15 protein-coding genes are annotated in these 15,616 nt (G+C 62.2%); 8 read left to right on the top strand and 7 right to left on the bottom strand.

All coding sequences use genetic code 11. The features are described 5' to 3' along the window. Position 1: 1 nt before the first annotated feature. Positions 2-592 (bottom strand): anthranilate synthase component II, encoded by a 591-nt coding sequence (locus B3H86_RS10020; protein WP_292053460.1) that lies wholly within the window; start codon positions 590-592, stop codon positions 2-4. Positions 593-689: 97 nt separating this feature from the next. Here B3H86_RS10020 and B3H86_RS10015 point away from each other — a divergent pair, with 97 nt between their 5' ends. Further along, positions 690-908, top strand: a complete 219-nt coding sequence (locus B3H86_RS10015; protein WP_292053458.1) for a hypothetical protein — start codon at positions 690-692, stop codon at positions 906-908. On the opposite strand, the gene trpE is transcribed toward B3H86_RS10015, so the two are convergent. Then, the gene (gene trpE, locus B3H86_RS10010; protein ID WP_292053457.1) at positions 905-2,461 is read right to left on the bottom strand and encodes an anthranilate synthase component I; all 1,557 of its coding nucleotides are present in this window, start codon (positions 2,459-2,461) and stop codon (positions 905-907) included. The two genes, B3H86_RS10015 and trpE, sit on opposite strands and share 4 nt — an antisense overlap. Next, positions 2,461-4,374 carry a peptidylprolyl isomerase gene (locus B3H86_RS10005; protein WP_292053456.1) on the bottom strand — a complete coding sequence of 638 codons (1,914 nt, stop codon included), beginning with the start codon at positions 4,372-4,374 and terminating at the stop codon, positions 2,461-2,463. Before B3H86_RS10005 ends, trpE begins: the two co-directional genes overlap by 1 nt. Positions 4,375-4,584: 210 nt before the next feature. Here B3H86_RS10005 and tpiA point away from each other — a divergent pair, with 210 nt between their 5' ends. The 4 genes from tpiA (at position 4,585) to B3H86_RS09985 (ending at position 9,600) form a co-directional block, all read left to right on the top strand. Next, the gene (gene tpiA, locus B3H86_RS10000; protein WP_292053455.1) at positions 4,585-5,334 is read left to right on the top strand and encodes a triose-phosphate isomerase; all 750 of its coding nucleotides are present in this window, start codon (positions 4,585-4,587) and stop codon (positions 5,332-5,334) included. An 87-nt stretch (positions 5,335-5,421) separates the two neighbouring features. After that, positions 5,422-5,838 carry a preprotein translocase subunit SecG gene (gene secG, locus B3H86_RS09995; protein ID WP_292053452.1) on the top strand — a complete coding sequence of 139 codons (417 nt, stop codon included), beginning with the start codon at positions 5,422-5,424 and terminating at the stop codon, positions 5,836-5,838. A 128-nt stretch (positions 5,839-5,966) separates the two neighbouring features. Then, complete coding sequence (locus B3H86_RS09990; RefSeq protein ID WP_292053450.1) at positions 5,967-7,619, top strand: CTP synthase; 1,653 nt, start codon at positions 5,967-5,969, stop codon at positions 7,617-7,619. A gap of 463 nt (positions 7,620-8,082) precedes the next feature. Continuing rightward, positions 8,083-9,600 carry a S10 family peptidase gene (locus B3H86_RS09985; protein ID WP_292053449.1) on the top strand — a complete coding sequence of 506 codons (1,518 nt, stop codon included), beginning with the start codon at positions 8,083-8,085 and terminating at the stop codon, positions 9,598-9,600. Positions 9,601-9,651: 51 nt separating this feature from the next. On the opposite strand, the gene B3H86_RS09980 is transcribed toward B3H86_RS09985, so the two are convergent. Further along, positions 9,652-10,698, bottom strand: a complete 1,047-nt coding sequence (locus B3H86_RS09980) for a helix-turn-helix transcriptional regulator (RefSeq protein WP_292053448.1) — start codon at positions 10,696-10,698, stop codon at positions 9,652-9,654. Between the two features lie 221 nt (positions 10,699-10,919). Here B3H86_RS09980 and B3H86_RS09975 point away from each other — a divergent pair, with 221 nt between their 5' ends. Continuing rightward, positions 10,920-11,327 (top strand): DUF2177 family protein, encoded by a 408-nt coding sequence (locus B3H86_RS09975; protein WP_292053446.1) that lies wholly within the window; start codon positions 10,920-10,922, stop codon positions 11,325-11,327. Here B3H86_RS09975 and B3H86_RS09970 read toward each other — a convergent pair. Genes B3H86_RS09970 through B3H86_RS09960 form a run of 3 tightly spaced genes read right to left on the bottom strand, consistent with a single transcriptional unit; the run spans position 11,324 to position 13,301 of the window. Continuing rightward, positions 11,324-12,124: a DUF1295 domain-containing protein gene (locus B3H86_RS09970; protein ID WP_292053444.1), complete on the bottom strand. Its 801-nt coding sequence runs from the start codon at positions 12,122-12,124 to the stop codon at positions 11,324-11,326. The two genes, B3H86_RS09975 and B3H86_RS09970, sit on opposite strands and share 4 nt — an antisense overlap. Continuing rightward, positions 12,121-12,759 (bottom strand): ChrR family anti-sigma-E factor, encoded by a 639-nt coding sequence (locus B3H86_RS09965; RefSeq protein ID WP_292053442.1) that lies wholly within the window; start codon positions 12,757-12,759, stop codon positions 12,121-12,123. The genes B3H86_RS09970 and B3H86_RS09965 overlap by 4 nt, the downstream gene beginning before the upstream one ends. Next, on the bottom strand, positions 12,756-13,301 hold the full coding sequence (locus tag B3H86_RS09960; RefSeq protein ID WP_292053440.1) for a sigma-70 family RNA polymerase sigma factor: 546 nt from the start codon (positions 13,299-13,301) through the stop codon (positions 12,756-12,758). Before B3H86_RS09960 ends, B3H86_RS09965 begins: the two co-directional genes overlap by 4 nt. 186 nt (positions 13,302-13,487) lie before the next feature. Here B3H86_RS09960 and B3H86_RS09955 point away from each other — a divergent pair, with 186 nt between their 5' ends. Together B3H86_RS09955 and B3H86_RS09950 are read left to right on the top strand one after the other, a co-directional pair. Continuing rightward, entirely contained in the window at positions 13,488-14,819 is a 1,332-nt protein-coding gene (locus tag B3H86_RS09955; protein ID WP_292053438.1) for an NAD(P)/FAD-dependent oxidoreductase, read from the top strand. After that, the gene (locus B3H86_RS09950) at positions 14,816-15,613 is read left to right on the top strand and encodes a DUF1365 domain-containing protein (RefSeq protein ID WP_292053436.1); all 798 of its coding nucleotides are present in this window, start codon (positions 14,816-14,818) and stop codon (positions 15,611-15,613) included. Before B3H86_RS09955 ends, B3H86_RS09950 begins: the two co-directional genes overlap by 4 nt. The last annotated feature ends 3 nt before the right edge of the window (positions 15,614-15,616 follow it).

The raw sequence follows: 15,616 nt of genomic DNA, 5'->3' as shown, positions 1-15,616 counted from the left end.
CTCAGACCATCGCCGTGCGTTTGATGTTGGCGAAATCGAGGAAGTTGCCGATCAGGTCGTGACCGTTTTCCGTGGCGATGGACTCGGGGTGGAACTGAACGCCGTGGATCGGGCGCGTCTTGTGCGACAGGCCCATGATCTCGCCGTCCTCGGTCCATGCGGTGACTTCGAGGCAGTCGGGCAGGGTCTCGCGCTTGACCGCCAGCGAGTGGTAGCGCGTGGCCGTGAACGGCTGGGGCAGGCCCTTGAACACGCCGCCGCCCTCGTGATGGATCTGCGAGGTCTTGCCGTGCATCAGGGCTTTGGCACGCACAACCTGACCGCCGAACGCCTGACCGATCGACTGGTGGCCGAGGCAGACGCCGAAGATCGGCATGTCTTCAGGGGCTTGGGCAAGGATGGGCAGGCAGATGCCCGCTTGGTCCGGATCGCACGGACCGGGGGACAGCAGGATGGCTTCGGGTTTCAGCGCCAGCGCTTCCTCTACCGTCAGGTCATCGTTGCGGATGACGTGCGTCCGGGCGCCCAGCTGCGCCAGATAGTGGACGAGGTTGTAGGTGAAGCTGTCGTAGTTATCGACGACGAGGATCATGGGAAGGCTTTTCAATACGGGAGGTCGGCGGTCGCTGTTATGCACAGCTTTAGCCGTGGAATGGGTGGAAGCAAGCGGTCGTTAAACAATCCGCGCGATGATCGAGCATCGCCATCGGAAGAAGTCCGCTGTGAAAATCATTGAAGCCATCCACGACGCGCGTCGTTTGCTCGAAGAATCGAGCATGGAAGCGCCCTCCAAACCGCCCATGCTGGTCGCTGCAGCCTTTGCAGCCGCTATGGGATTATTGCTGATCGGAACGGTGAATGCCGGTCCGGATCGCAGGGACCAAACCGACATCACCAGAACGCCTTAAGCGGCGACGTCGCTTGATCCCGCCGCGCCCTTGGCCGTTGCCAAGGGTTGCGCGTGGGTTGTTGCGCTGAATCGCCATGCCTCTTCGGCGGCCTTCATCGGGGCGCGGGCTTTCGCCAGCGTCTCGGCGTATTCGGCTGCCGGATCGCTGTCGGCGACAACGCCGGCACCGGCCTGCACGAAGATCTTGTTGTCGGTGAACATGGCGGTGCGCAGGACGATACAGATGTCCGCCTCGCCATTGGCCGAGATATAGCCCACGCCGCCGCCGTAACCGACGCCGCGCTTTTCGGTTTCCAGCTCGTCGATGATCTCCATCGCACGAACCTTGGGCGCGCCCGAAAGCGTGCCTGCGGGCAGGGCGGCCAGCAGGGTGTCCACCGCGTCCAGCTTCGGGTCGGCCTGACCGTTCACGTTGGAGACGATGTGCATAACCTGCGAATAGCGTTCGACGACGAAGCTTTCCGTCACCTCGACCGTACCCGGCGCGGACACGCGGCCCACATCGTTGCGGCCCAGATCCAGCAGCATCAGATGCTCTGCCAGTTCCTTCGGATCGGCCAGCAGTTCGGCCTCAAGCTGCTTGTCCAGTTCCGGCGTGGCACCGCGCGGGCGCGTTCCGGCCAGCGGACGGATGGTCACGCGGCCATCTTTCAGTCGTACGAGGATTTCCGGGCTGGAGCCAGCCAGCTGGAAGCCCGCATAATCCAGATAGAAGAGGTATGGCGACGGGTTGCCGCGACGCAGCGCCCGATAGAAGGCGAACGGGTCCTGTGACCACGGCGCCGAGAAACGGTGCGCCAGAACCACCTGGAAGATGTCGCCAGCGGTTATGTAGTCCTTGGCCTTGGCGACCATGGCGGCATAGCCCTCGCCACTGACCGGCGACTTGAAGTCGGGGGCGGGGACGGGCTGCGGCTCGCGCTGGATCGGCATCGGACTGCGAAGGCGGTCCTCGAACTCTTCAAGTCGGGCCACGGCGGCGGCATAGGCCGCTTCGGGATCGGTAGCGGTGTCGGCATAGGCGGCGGCCACCAGCACGATCTCGTGCTTCACCGAGTCGAAAATGGCGATCAGGCTAGGGCGTGCCAGTACGGCATCGGGCAGGTTCAGCGGATCGGGATTTGCCGGACCCAGTGGCTCCAGCAGACGCACCATGTCATAGCCGAACACACCGAACAGGCCTGCGGCCATCGGCGGCAGATCAGAGGGCAGGTCGAACTTGCTGGCCGCGATCAGCGCGCGCAGCGATTGCAGCGCGGGCAGTTCTTCGGGCGTGAAGGTGTCGGAGAGGATGGCATCGCCACGGGCGATTTCCGCCTTGCCATCAAGGCAGCGCCAGACCGTGTCCGGCGAGAGGGTGACGATCGAATAACGACCATTAACCGCGCCGCCCTCTACGGATTCGAGAAGGCTGGCGTAGGGACGCCCGTGCGCGACCTTGAGATAGGCCGAGACAGGCGTCTCCAGATCGTTGATCAGGCGGCGGACCAGCAGCTGGGTCTTGCCAGCCGCCAGTCCGGTAACAAAGTCGGTACGCTCCGCCTGTTGCATTATTGCGCCGGGGCTGCGGTAGCCGTCGGGGCCGGAGCCTCCACGCCCAGGGCGCGGTAGGCTTCACCCAGATCGCTCTTGGCTTTCATCTTGGCGGCGGCGGCCTTGAGGGCCGTTTCGACAGCCTCGTTCGTCCAGGCCTCCGTCATTTGCTGGTTGATCGGAGCCACCAGAGGTGCGGCAGTGGCCGGGTTCGCCGGATGAATGGCGTTGACCTTACCCACGACGAAGCCCTGCTCGCCAGCGTTCGAGAACGGCTGGCCCTTGGCGGTGGTGAACAGGCCACGCAAGGCGGTGATGCCGTATGTGTCCTGGGCGGCGCGGTCCGAGGCCACATTGGTGCGGACCTGTACGGTTGCGTTGACCGAGGCGGCAACGGCGGTGATGTCCTCACCGGCGCGCAGGCGGCTGGTCAGTTCATCGGCTTTCTGGGCCAGAAGGCGGGCGTTCTCGCGCTGGGTCCAGGCCTGGGCCAGCATCGGACGAACTTCGGCCAGTTCCGGCAGCTTCGACTCGCGCACATCATCGACGCGCAGGGCGAAATATTCGCCTTCCGAAGCGGTGATAACGTCCGACTCGCCGCCCTTCGACAGGGCATAGGCGGTTTGCAGGATCGCAGGCGGCAGGTTGTACGGCTGACCGTTCGGCAGCAGTCCGTCGCGGGTGAACGGCGGCAGTTGCGCGATACGGGCACCCGAGGCGGTCACGGCATCGGCAATCGATTTGCCTTCGGTGCGGGCGTCCTCAAACGCCTTGACGCGATCATAGGCAATCTTCTTGGCGGCTTCGGCCTGAAGTTCCTGGGTCAGTTGCGGGCGGGCCTGTTCAAACGACATGCCCTGGCCCGGCTGGATGGCGGTGACCTGGGCAACGGTATAGCCAACGGTGCCCTGAACCGGATCGGTGACGCCCGCAGCGGCCATACCGAAAACGGCCTCGGCAATCTTGGCATCGCCCAGAGCCGTGCGCGGGGTGTTGTTATACGGCGCAGGCTGGATGCGGACACCGGCGGCCACTTCGGTCGCGGGCTTGCCGGCACGCAGCTCGGCAGCAACCTTGCGGGCCGCTTCCAGGGTCGGGACGGTCAGCAGGACGAAGTTACGCTTTTCAGGTTGGGCCAGAGTGTCTTTACGGAATTCGAAACGCTCGCGCAGCTGTTCTTCGGTGACAGCCGGACGGGGATCGTTCGGACCGGGGGTGAACAGCACCAGCGACACCTGACGGAATTCCGGAGCGCGCAGCTGGGCTTCGTTTTCCTTCATGAAGGCGGTCAGCTGGGCATCGGTCGGCGCACCGGCGGTACCGGCCATCGCCTGCGTCACGGTGAACCATGCACCATCGCGCGTCTCGGTCGAGGCAGCCGCCATCAGGGCCGAATAGGCCTTGGGCAGGCGCGTACCGGCAGCGATGGCCGAACCGAAGTGCTGGAAGGTGAACTGATCGCGCAGCTCTTCCTCGAGCATGGCCGGGGTCATGTTCTGTTGCGCCAGAGCCTGCTCGTAGGACGTCTGGTCGAAACGGCCGGTGATCTGGTTGAAGAAGGCCGGAATCTTGCGGATCTCAGCGATGATCAGGTCCTTGCCCGGACGGATGCCGGCCTTATAGGCCCATGCGGCAAAGCCCATGCGCATCGTCTGGCTTTCGAGGAACTGGTTCACATAGCCCTGGGCCGCGAGGTCGTCGAAGGAAGCCGTTTGGCCGGATTGCTCGCTGATATTGGCGCGGACGCGTTCCATGTCTGCACGGAAGCGGGCAGCATCGACGCTGCGCTCACCGGCAGATACGACGTGCCGCGGGCCAAGATTGGCGAAAATGTCAGACTGTGCGCCGACAACGACGAAGCTCAGAATAATGAGGGCGAAGAGGCCCACAGCCCATTTCGACTTAGAAAAGTTGCGGAACAGGGTAATCATGTTTCGGGAAACCTGTCGGAAACCAGCGTCAGAAGGGCGCTATGCTCGCGTATAGGGTTAGTCGATAGTGCGCTGCAAGCACCGCATACCCATAAAACATGACGCAGGACCCTCCTTTACGTCGCAGAGGCCGTTTTGGTTGGGGCCATTGCGCGCAAGTCGGGGTTACGGTGTCTTGGCTCGGGGCGGGGGGTGTGGCTTAAAGAGGCCATGACCGAATCTCTGAAGCTGATCGCTGGCAACTGGAAAATGAACGGCGTCGGGGAGAGCCTTGTAGAGGCTGCTGCCCTGCGCATTGCTCTGGATGCCGAAGCCGCAAACTGCCGTGTCGCACTTTGCCCGCCCGCAACCCTGATCGAGCGTATGTCGACCACTGTCGGTGGATCCGCTATCGAAGTGGGCGGTCAGGACTGCCACGCCGCGAGCAGTGGTGCCTATACCGGTTCCATCTCTGCCGAAATGATCGTGGATGCGGGGGCCAGCCTTGTGATTCTGGGCCACTCCGAACGCCGTACGGGCTTTGGGGAAACCAGCGAAGACGTGGCCGCCAAGGCCGAAGCCGCGCTGGCAGCCGGTCTGGAGCCCATCATCTGCGTCGGCGAAACGCTGGAACAGCGCGAAGCCGGACAGGCCGTGAGCGTCGTCAGCGAACAGGTCATGCAGTCCCTGCCGCAATCTCTGGCGGGCAAGGCATTTGCCGTGGCCTATGAGCCGGTGTGGGCTATCGGTACGGGCCTGACCCCGACGCTGGAACAGATCGAAGAAGTCCACGTGGCCGTTCGTGCCGCCATCGTCGCCCGTCTGGGGGCCGGGGGCGAGAAGGCCCCGATCCTTTACGGCGGCTCGGTGAAACCGTCGAACGCCAAGGAAATTCTCAATGTCAGCGAAGTCGGCGGCGCACTGGTCGGCGGTGCTTCGCTGAAGGCCGAAGACTTCCTCGGTATTATTCGCGCTGTCTAATATTGCGGCGGGGTTTGCTCCCCGCCGTTATCAATGTTAGACGCCGCCCCTTGATCGGCGCACTTACGCGCCCACATGAATGACGCCATGCTTCAGACCATCCTGCTCGTCGTAATGATTGTTATCTCGGTCGCACTGACCGGGGTGATCCTGCTTCAACGCTCCGAGGGCGGGGCCCTGGGCATGGGAGGCGGTAACTCCGGCTTCATGACCGCGCGCGGTGCCGGCAACCTGCTGACCCGTACGACCGCCATTCTGGGCGCGGCCTTCTTCATTTGCGCCATCGCGCTGACCGTAGCCGGTAACATGGAGCGCGGTTCGCGTTCGGTGATCGATGCTGACGCTGTCGGCTCCATTGCCCTGGGTGAACCGACCCAGCCGCAGGAAAATGCCCCGGCGGCTCCGGCACCGACCCAGCCGTCCACCCTGTCGCTGGACGATCTGGAAGCCAGCCTGCCTTCGGCAGCTCCGGCTCAACCGGCTCCGGCGGCACCGGCACAGTAAAATTCTGGAAAACCTATGGTTTATGAGGCGCGCTCCATCGGGGCGCGCTTCTTTTTTGTTGTGAACAAGCGTTACAGCCAGCGAATTTCGACTGACGCGCTGCGCCAAATAGGTTAGGGTTCCCTCCCATGCCTAGATATGTGTTCATCACTGGCGGCGTGGTTTCCTCCCTTGGTAAAGGCCTCGCTTCCGCCGCTCTTGGCGCGCTTCTTCAAGCGCGCGGTTACAAGGTTCGACTGCGAAAGCTCGACCCCTATCTGAACGTCGACCCCGGTACGATGTCGCCTTACCAGCACGGTGAGGTGTTCGTGACCGACGACGGCGCGGAGACGGACCTCGATCTGGGCCACTACGAACGTTTCACCGGCGTTTCGGCGGCCAAGTCCGACAACATCACCACCGGCCGCATCTACTCGACCATCATCGAGAAGGAACGCCGTGGCGATTACCTCGGCGCGACCGTACAGGTCATTCCGCACGTCACCGACCAGATCAAACAGTTCGTCCTCAATCCGGCCAAGACCGACGAGGGCGAGGACGTGGACTTCGTGCTGGTCGAGATCGGCGGCACGGTCGGCGATATCGAGGGCCTGCCGTTCTTCGAGGCCATCCGCCAACTCGGTCAGGACCTGCCGCGCGGCCAGTCCTGCTTTGTCCACCTGACGCTGCTGCCGTTCATCAAGACGGCCGGCGAGATGAAGACCAAGCCGACCCAGCACTCGGTCAAGGAGCTGCGCTCCATCGGTATCCAGCCGGACATCCTGCTGTGCCGCTGCGAGGCTGAAATCCCCGCCGACGAAAAGCGCAAGATCGCCCAGTTCTGTAACGTCCGTCCGGACAGCGTCATCCAGGCGATGGATTCGGCAGACATCTATGCCGTGCCGATCGACTATCACCGCGAAGGTCTGGACACGCAGGTCCTGGCGCATTTCGGCGTGAACGACGCGGCCGAGCCGGACCTGTCGGGCTGGGAAGAGATCGTCCGCCGCCGCCTGCAGCCGGAAGGTGAAGTGAACATCGCCGTCGTCGGCAAGTACACGGTCCTGAAGGACGCCTATAAGTCGCTGATCGAAGCCCTGATGCACGGTGGCGTGGCCAACCGCGTCAAGGTGAACATCGACTGGGTCGAGGCCGACACCTTTGAAGGCGATCCGCAGGCCTGCGCAGACCGCCTGCAGGACGCCCACGCCATTCTGGTGCCGGGCGGCTTTGGCGAGCGCGGGGCCGAGGGCAAGATTCAGGCGGCCCGCTATGCCCGCGAAAACAAGATCCCGTATTTTGGCATCTGCTTCGGCATGCAGATGGCGGTTATCGAGGCAGCCCGCCATCTGGCCGGTTTCCCCAATGCGACCTCTACCGAATTCGGTCCTGCGGCAGAGCCGGTGGTCGGTCTGATGACGGAATGGACGCAGGGCAACCAGCGCGTTCTGCGCCAGCAGGGCGGCGATCTGGGCGGTACCATGCGTCTGGGTGCATACGACTCTACCCTGTCCGACGACTCGCTGATTGCACGCGTTTACGGCACGACTTCCATATCGGAACGTCACCGTCACCGCTATGAGGTGAACATCAACTATCGTGAGGCCATCGAGGAGAAGGGCGGGCTGTATTTTGCCGGTCTGTCACCGGATGGAGTCTTGCCGGAAACGGTCGAGCGTCGGGACCATCCGTGGTTCATCGGCGTCCAGTACCACCCCGAGTACAAGAGCCGTCCGTTCCAGCCGCACCCCCTGTTCGCCAGTTTCGTGCAAGCCGCGATTGTTCAGAGTCGTCTCGTCTAAAACGCGTGTTGTTTCCCAAATCGCAACTATTTTAGGGTGGCATACAGCTTGCGGCTCTCGCAGTGTTGTGTTTCATATCCACGCACTTGCGAGGGGGGCAGAGATGGTGGGGACCGTCTTTTGTTTCCTGCACCGGAACGCCAGGATGGTGATCATCCTGACGTTGGTAGCAGGTCTGCTTTTGGCTTGTGGCTTGATGCTACAGGCTTTTCGACACCTGCACGGCGTCTGACGTCGAGCAGCTGGAGGGGGAAAACCAGTCGCTGTCGAAAGACACCCGGTTCACCTGATCCAGTGGTTGGGCCACCCGCTTGGGGGAGTGGGTGGCCCAACTAGATTTGCTTTCCGCCAGACCGCGCACTTGTATTTATTCGGCACAGTGCCTGCCGTGGCTATTTCTTCCTTGCATGACACATCAAGACTCCCTGTATCTGGGCCTGTAATGTCCTGAGGGGGAGTTTTCATGCGACATTTTCTGGCCGTCGCCGCATCGGCAATAGCCTTGGCGGGACCTGCGCTCTCGCAGAGTGCGTCACGTCCGGATACGCCACCGCGCGAGGCAGGGGCGGGTGCGATTCCGGCTCCGGTGGTGTCGGTCACCCAGCACACCGGCGTGTTTGGCGGACAGCGTATCAGCTATCGCGCCATTGCCGGTGAGACCTATCTCAAGGACAAGAACGGCAAGCCTTTAGCGGCCATGACGTCCTATAGTTATATCAAGGACGGCCCGCGCGATCCGAACCGTCCGGTGACCTTCCTCTGGAACGGAGGCCCGGGGTCAGGCTCGGTCTGGCTGCACATGGGGGCGTTCGGGCCGAAGCGGGTGGTGGTGCCGTCCGATGCCCGTGATGACGGGGCCGCGCCATTTCCAATCGTGGACAACCCCGAGTCCCTGCTGGATGTGACTGATCTGGTCTTCATCGATCCGATTGGCACGGGGTTCAGCCGCGCTCTGGGCGATACGGATCCCAAGGACTATTGGGGCGTGACCAAGGACGCCCGTTCGGTGGCGGAGTTTATCCGCCTGTGGCTGAGCGAACATGGCCGCTGGAACTCGCCGAAATACATCGGGGGTGAAAGTTATGGCACCACCCGTGCGGCGGCTGTGATCAATGAACTGGAGGGCGGCTATTCGGATGTGTCCATCAACGGCATCCTGTTGATCTCGGCCATTCTGGATTTCAGCCAGGCCTCCGAGGCGCAGGGCAATGAACTCGGCTTCGTCACCAATCTGCCTTCGATGGCGGCGGCAGCGTGGTACCATGACGTGGTCCGCAACAAGCCTGCAAACGTGGCCGAGTTTGTCGATCAGGCCCGGACCTTTGCGATCGGTCCCTATGCCTCAGCGCTGATCAAGGGCAATGCTCTGAGCGAGCCGGAAATCGCGGCCATCCTTCCGGATCTGATGCGCTTTACCGGCTTGTCAGAGCGGTATCTGCGCCAGTCGAACCTGCGTGTTCCGCTGGGCCGTTTCTACAAGGAGCTGTTGCGGGACCGCGGCCTGACCATAGGCCGTCTGGACGGGCGCTACACGGGTGTCGACTATGACAATGCCGGTGAGGAGCCAGACAATGACCCGAGCTTCTACGGTATCGACGGGGCCTATACGGCTGCGATGAATGACTGGGCGCGCGAAGGTCTGAAATACTCGCCGGCCATGCCGTATTCATCCATTGGCGGTGTGCGTGGCTGGGAATGGGAGATTGCCGGTTCCGGTGGTGGACGAAGCTATCTGAACGTCGCGCCCTATATCGGTCGTGCCCTGCGCGAGAACAGCAGCCTGCGGGTGTTTGTGGGGCAGGGGTATTATGACTTTGCGACGCCATTCTATGGCGCGGAATATTCGTTGAACCGTCCGGGTTTCCCGACCGATGGCCGCATCGAATACCACTACTATGAATCCGGCCACATGATGTATGTGCGCGAGCAGGATTTACGCAAACTCTCGGCGGACGTCCGCAGCTTCCTGCGCGGGCGCTAAGCGCGATGGGAATGGGCGCAGCCGGATCACCGGCTGCGCCTTTTCTTCGGTTCAACCGGTCTTTTGGCGCCCCAGTTCCGTCAGCCATGCGCTGAGCAGATCGTGGCGGATCGGGCCTTCGCTCCTGGTGACTTTCACGTCATTTCGCCGTGGTTCCACCTCCGATGGCGAATAGCCATAGGTTTCCCTGAACAGACGGCTGAAGTGGCTGGACGAGGAAAAGCCGTGGGTGGCGGCGATCTCGGCGACGGATTGCGAACGCTGGCGATGGCGCAGAGCCTCGCGGGAATAGTGCAGTCTGCGGTTCTGGATATATCGGCTCACTCCACCGCCCGCATCGCCATCGAAGGCGCGGTAAAGGGTGGCGCGCGAAACGCCCAATGAGGCCGACATGGCATCGACATCGATGACCATCTCACCGGCCTGAAGCCGCTTTTCGATATAATCGATGGCCCCGCGTCGCACTGTGCGCTGTATCGACGCCAGCTCAGGGGCATTGGGGCGTATTTCAATGCCCAAGACGCGCGAGGCAATCAGCAACAGGGCCTGGATCGAGGTGTCCAGCGTGTCTTCTGTAAGGTTGGGCAACTCGTCTATGAGCGAGCGCATATGTTTGCGGACCAGCCCGACGCCGGACACGGACGGTGACAGGGCGACGCCGTGCATCTCCTTCGTCAACAGGGCCGCCGGGGCCAGATTGCGCGGGATCATCAGGCTCATGACGTCCAGATAGTCCTGACGGGCCGCGGAGGGGCGGCCCATATCGCGAAATTGCAGGGCATACGGTTCGGCAAGAACGGTCTTGCCCGCAGCCTCGCCCACCGTGGCTGAGGCATTGATGAACAGGTTAAGCCCATCCAGGCCCGAACGACGGACAAGGGCGGTATCCCGCGAGAGGGTCTGGCGTACCGAGCGACCGTCTCCGATAGCGCCGAACGGGCTCATGACGCTGTGGGCGATGTTATAGAAATTGGCGCGATCGTATTCGCTGACGCCACTGACATCATAGATGTCGGCCATTCCCACAACATATCGGTCATAGGCATCGGGCAGGGTTGCGGTCGACACATTCCAGGTCATCAACTGCAAACGCGTCATGGAAAGCCTACTGACATTCAACAAGATTGCAGGGGCCGTTCAACCGCCGGCATGCAGTCGGGAATATGGCATGACTCAGCTTGGCTGTAGACAGATTTATCGCTGTTCGCCCTATGATCGAGCGGCTCATTTGCGGGCCAAGGGCGCGCTCTTCGCGGCCGTTGCTGTTGATCCATCACTACTGTGCAGGCGTAATGGATCAAACCTCAAGGAGTGACAGAATGACTATAGCGATTGCCTATCTGGTGACGCTGGTCGTGTTTGCGATCATCGACACCACCTGGTTGGGGGCAATGGGGGACAGGGTATACCGTCCTTTGATCGGCACGATGCTGGCGGATAATTTCCGTATTGCACCGGCTGTCATTTTCTATGCCATCTATGCGGCGGGCCTGACCGTGTTTGCCGTTCTGCCGGGTCTATCGGGAATGGACTGGAAGAAGGCCCTGGTATGGGGCGGTCTGTTCGGCTTTTTCGCCTATGCCACCTACGACCTGACCAATCTGGCGACGCTGAAGAGCTGGAGCGTGAAACTGGTGGTGATCGACATCGCTTGGGGCACGGTGGTCAGCGCCGGTTCGTCGGTTCTGGCCTATCTGATCGCTTCGCGTCTGATCCGTATGTTCTAGTTGCGCGGAGGGCGGGGAAAGAAGCGGCTGGTACGCGCCGAATAGGCGGCGAAAGCCTCCGGGCGCGTACGTTTCATATGCGCTTCTACCAGGGGGACGCCCGATACGGCATTCAGCAGCCAGTAGATATAGAGCGGCGGGATCAGCGCGGCCCAACCCCAGTGCCAGCCCCCGCCAAGATTGATGGCGAATACGGGCCATGCACACCAGCCGAGCCATTCAAAAAAATAGTTGGGGTGGCGCGACCATGCCCACAGGCCTTTGTCGCAGATTTTTCCACGATTGGCAGGATCGGCCTTGAATGCGGCCAGCTGACGGTCTGCCAAGGCTTCGCCGCCGATCGCCACGATGAATACGACCGTCGCCAGCACATCCTGTACCGAGAGCGCCGGCGCAGGATTGTGCGCGGCCACCAAGACACCGAGCACCAGAACCGAAGCCGCGCCTGCCTGAAGCATCAGGAAGCCGAACATTTTGACCGCATACGCCTCGCCCCATTCCGAGCGCAGCTTGGCATAGCGGGCGTCTTCGTCCTCTTTCGCGGCGCGTCCGGCGATGTGTGTACCCAGCCTCAGGCCCCAGATACCGATCAGGGCGGCGCAGAGGTACTGACGCACATCCGGTGCGCCCTCAACGGGCCAGAGCGATACGAGCACGCCCGCGGCCCCGAGGCCGAATGCCCAGAAGGCATCGGCCCAGCCGCCCTGGCCTGTTTTCTGCTGGGTCACGAAGGCCGCGGACATGACCGCTGCCATCAGCGCCGCCGCCACAGCCCAAGGCAGCAGCAGGGCGGTCAAAGCTTCACAAACGGCTGCATCAGCCGACCGAGAAAGCCTTCCAGCTGGATTTCACCGTCCAGCGCCACCACGCACAGGCACGGCTCGTCGGAAACGACGCGCGGCTGGTGCAGTATGGACTCGTCGGCTTCTTCAAGGTCACCGACATCGAAGCGCTGTGTCTCGGTGGCATAGGCCCCCGAGATGACACAGGTCAGCTCGACGCCACAGTGGGTGTGGCGCGGCGTAAAGCGGCCCGGATCGATTTTAAGCAGCAATACGCGTGTCTTGCCGTCACGCGGGGCATGCACGGCACGGGCGTGGATGCCGGGGCCGACAAAGCGCCACTTGCCCAGCGCATAGCGACGCAGGGGCTCGGGCAGTTCGGGCATATCGTTGAGGGCAGGCGGCGCCTCGCACGATCCTGTATCGGTCTCGATACGGGCGAGCGCGCGGTCCAGCGCATCCTGTGCCATCGGCGCAGGGGGGCTGTCCTCAAGCAGGTTGCCGCCTATAGCCATCAGCTTGCGTACAAAGCGGTCACTGGAAGGGCGCAGGGACAGATGGGTCGCCACGACGACGGCCTCGGGAGGGCTGAGCGTCCCTGTGGCATACGCCAGCAGACGCTCTTCGGAAGGATTGTGGGTCTGTATCATTGGGAAGCTTCCTCCTGGACCTCCAGAAGGGTGCGCAGTTTGATCACGGCGTTTCGAATGCGGGACTTGACGGTACCGAGCGGAAGGTTGAGCTGCTCGGCGATGACGGAGTGCGGATTTTCGGCGAAATAGGCCAGTTTCAGGATCTCGACCTGATCCGGCTTGAGCTGGGCCAAAGCGCGATGGACGCGGCGGGCTTCATCGGAAGCGACCAGTATATCGTCAGGCCGTTCAACCTCGTCGAAGGTCAGTTCGATTTCCGGTACCTGTGCGGCGCGGTTGTCACGGCGCAGCATGTCCAGCCTGCGATTGCGGGCGATGGTGAAAATCCAGGTCGCAGCGCGGGCCTTGCGGGCGTCGAACAGATCAGCCTTTCGCCAGACGGTGAGAAGGGTGTCCTGTGCGAAATCCTCGGCGGCGGCGGCGGTCGCGCCCGACTTCATCAGCCATGCCTTGAGACGGGGCGCGAAATATTCGAACAGGCGGGCAAAGGCGTCGCGGTCGCGATGTAGGGCTACTGCCTCGATAAGACGGTCGTGCAAGAAAGAATCCGAGGAATCGGATGTCATCCCGGAACTCTTCTTTGACGGCGCAATGGCGACAGTTGGAACATGCATGCATACACTTACGTTTGCCGCAATAGAGTGGATCACTGCTGATCCAAAATATGGCGAGGCTCGTAGATAGCCGGAATGCACCGCGCACCTGACGCGGCACCAGGAGTTCTTATGCGCCAGCCTACAGTGAATGCCACGCAAGCCCCGCTAAAGATTGCGGTTGTCGGCTCTGGCATTGCGGCTCTTTCCTCGGCCTGGCTTCTGGCGGGCAAGCACAATGTAACCGTTTATGAAAAAGCCGAGCGGTTGGGTGGACACACCAATACGGTGATGGCCCGCACGGCTTCCGGTCAGGTGCCTGTCGATACCGGCTTCATCTGTTTCAATGATGCGACCTATCCCAATCTGATCGCCCTGTTTGCCCATCTGGGCATCAAGGCCCGCGAAACCGACATGTCATTTGCCGTTTCGCTGGATGAGGGACGCTTCGAGTACGCGGCACCCGGTCTGTTTGCGCAAAAGCGCAATGTCGTGCGCCCGCGCTTCTGGAAGATGCTGACGGAGATCATGCGCTTCTACCGTCAGGCTCCCGTCGATCTGGCCCGTCTGGGCGATCCGGATCTGACCCTGGGCCAATACCTGAAGGATCGGGGCTTTAGCGAAGCGTTCCGGGATGATCACCTGCTGCCGATGGCTGCGGCGATCTGGTCTTCGCCGGCGCATACCCTGATGGACTATCCTGCAGAGGCTTTTATCCGTTTCTGCGGCAACCACGGCCTGTTGAAGCTGGTGGGTCGCCCCCTGTGGCGTACCGTCGAGGGGGGCAGTTGCACCTATGTGCAGCAGATGGCCCGCAGCCTTGACGATGTGCGCCTGAACTGCGGTGTGGTGTCCGTTCGCCGGGTTGACGGTCAGGTTGTCATCCACGACACCCAGGGCAAGACCGAACGTTATGACCATGTGGTCATCGGTACCCATGCCGATCAGGCTCTGGGCATGCTGGCAGAGCCAACCGCGCGCGAGCGCGAACTGTTGGGCGCGTTCAAATACAGCCGCAACCTGACGGTCCTGCACACCGACGAGACGCTGATGCCGCGCCGTCGCAAGGCCTGGGCCAGCTGGAACTATATCGGTGTCGGTGGCGGTCTCTGTGTGACCTATTGGATGAACCGTCTTCAGGGACTGAAGGGACAGGACCTGTTCGTGACCCTGAACCCGCCGCGTCCGCCACGGCCCGATACCCTGCTGCGTAGCGAGGTCTATGAGCACCCCGTCTTCAATCCTGCGGCGATCAACGCACAGAAGCAGCTGTGGAGCCTGCAAGGGCAGGGCGGGGTCTGGTTCTGCGGGGCGCATTTCGGCGCAGGCTTCCATGAAGACGGTATCCAGTCCGGTCTGGCCGTGGCCGAACAATTGGGCGGCGTGCGTCGTCCGTGGACCGTTCCCGATGAGAGCGGCCGTATTGTGCTTGGCAACTCGGTGGAGATGGAGACGGCGGCTTGAAGTCTGCCCTCTATCGCGGCGAGGTCATGCACCGGCGTTTGCGACCGCGTGAGCACAGGCTGAACTATCGCGTATTCTGGCTGTCTTTGGACCTGTCGGAACTGGATGCGCTGGACCGGCGCCTGAAGCTGTTCTCCCGCAATCGATTCAACCTGCTGTCATTTTATGACCGCGACTATGGCGACCGTTCGGGGATCGACCTGCGCGGACAGGTGGATGCATGGCTGGCGCGGGCCGGTATCGATCTTGAGGGCGGGGCGGTGCGGCTGTTGACCATGCCGCGCGTACTGGGGTTCGTCTTCAATCCCATCAGCCTGTACTACGCCTATCATGCCGATGGGCGTTTGAGGGCGATGGTCTATGAGGTGACCAGTACCTTCGGCATCCGCCATGCCTATGTGGTTCCGGTACCCGAACAGGATCGGGCGGCGGGGCGCATACATCAGGGCGCGGCCAAGGCCCTCTATGTCTCGCCCTTTATGGGTATGGAGATGGACTACACCTTTCGCGGCCACGCGCCGGCCGAAGGGCTGGATATGACGATCAACGGTCTGGATGCCGAGGGTGTGCTGATCGTAGCGGCCATGAAGGGGCGAAGGGTGGACCTGACAGACAGGGCTGTTCTGGGCGCGGCTTCGGCCATGCCCTTCCTGACGGTCAAGGTCGTGGCGGCCATCCATTGGGAAGCGCTTAAACTGTGGTTGAAGCGTGTGCCGCTGACCCAACAGCCCCAGCCCGCCCGGGATCCCGTGTCCCCCCAGAGGGTACCGCACGAGAGCCGTCTGGGCCGCTGATAA

The sequence above is a fragment of the Brevundimonas sp. UBA5866 genome, from assembly GCF_002432125.1.
In the GTDB taxonomy this organism is placed as follows: Bacteria; Pseudomonadota; Alphaproteobacteria; order Caulobacterales; family Caulobacteraceae; genus Brevundimonas.
This window is presented reverse-complemented; position numbering and strand designations above follow the sequence as displayed.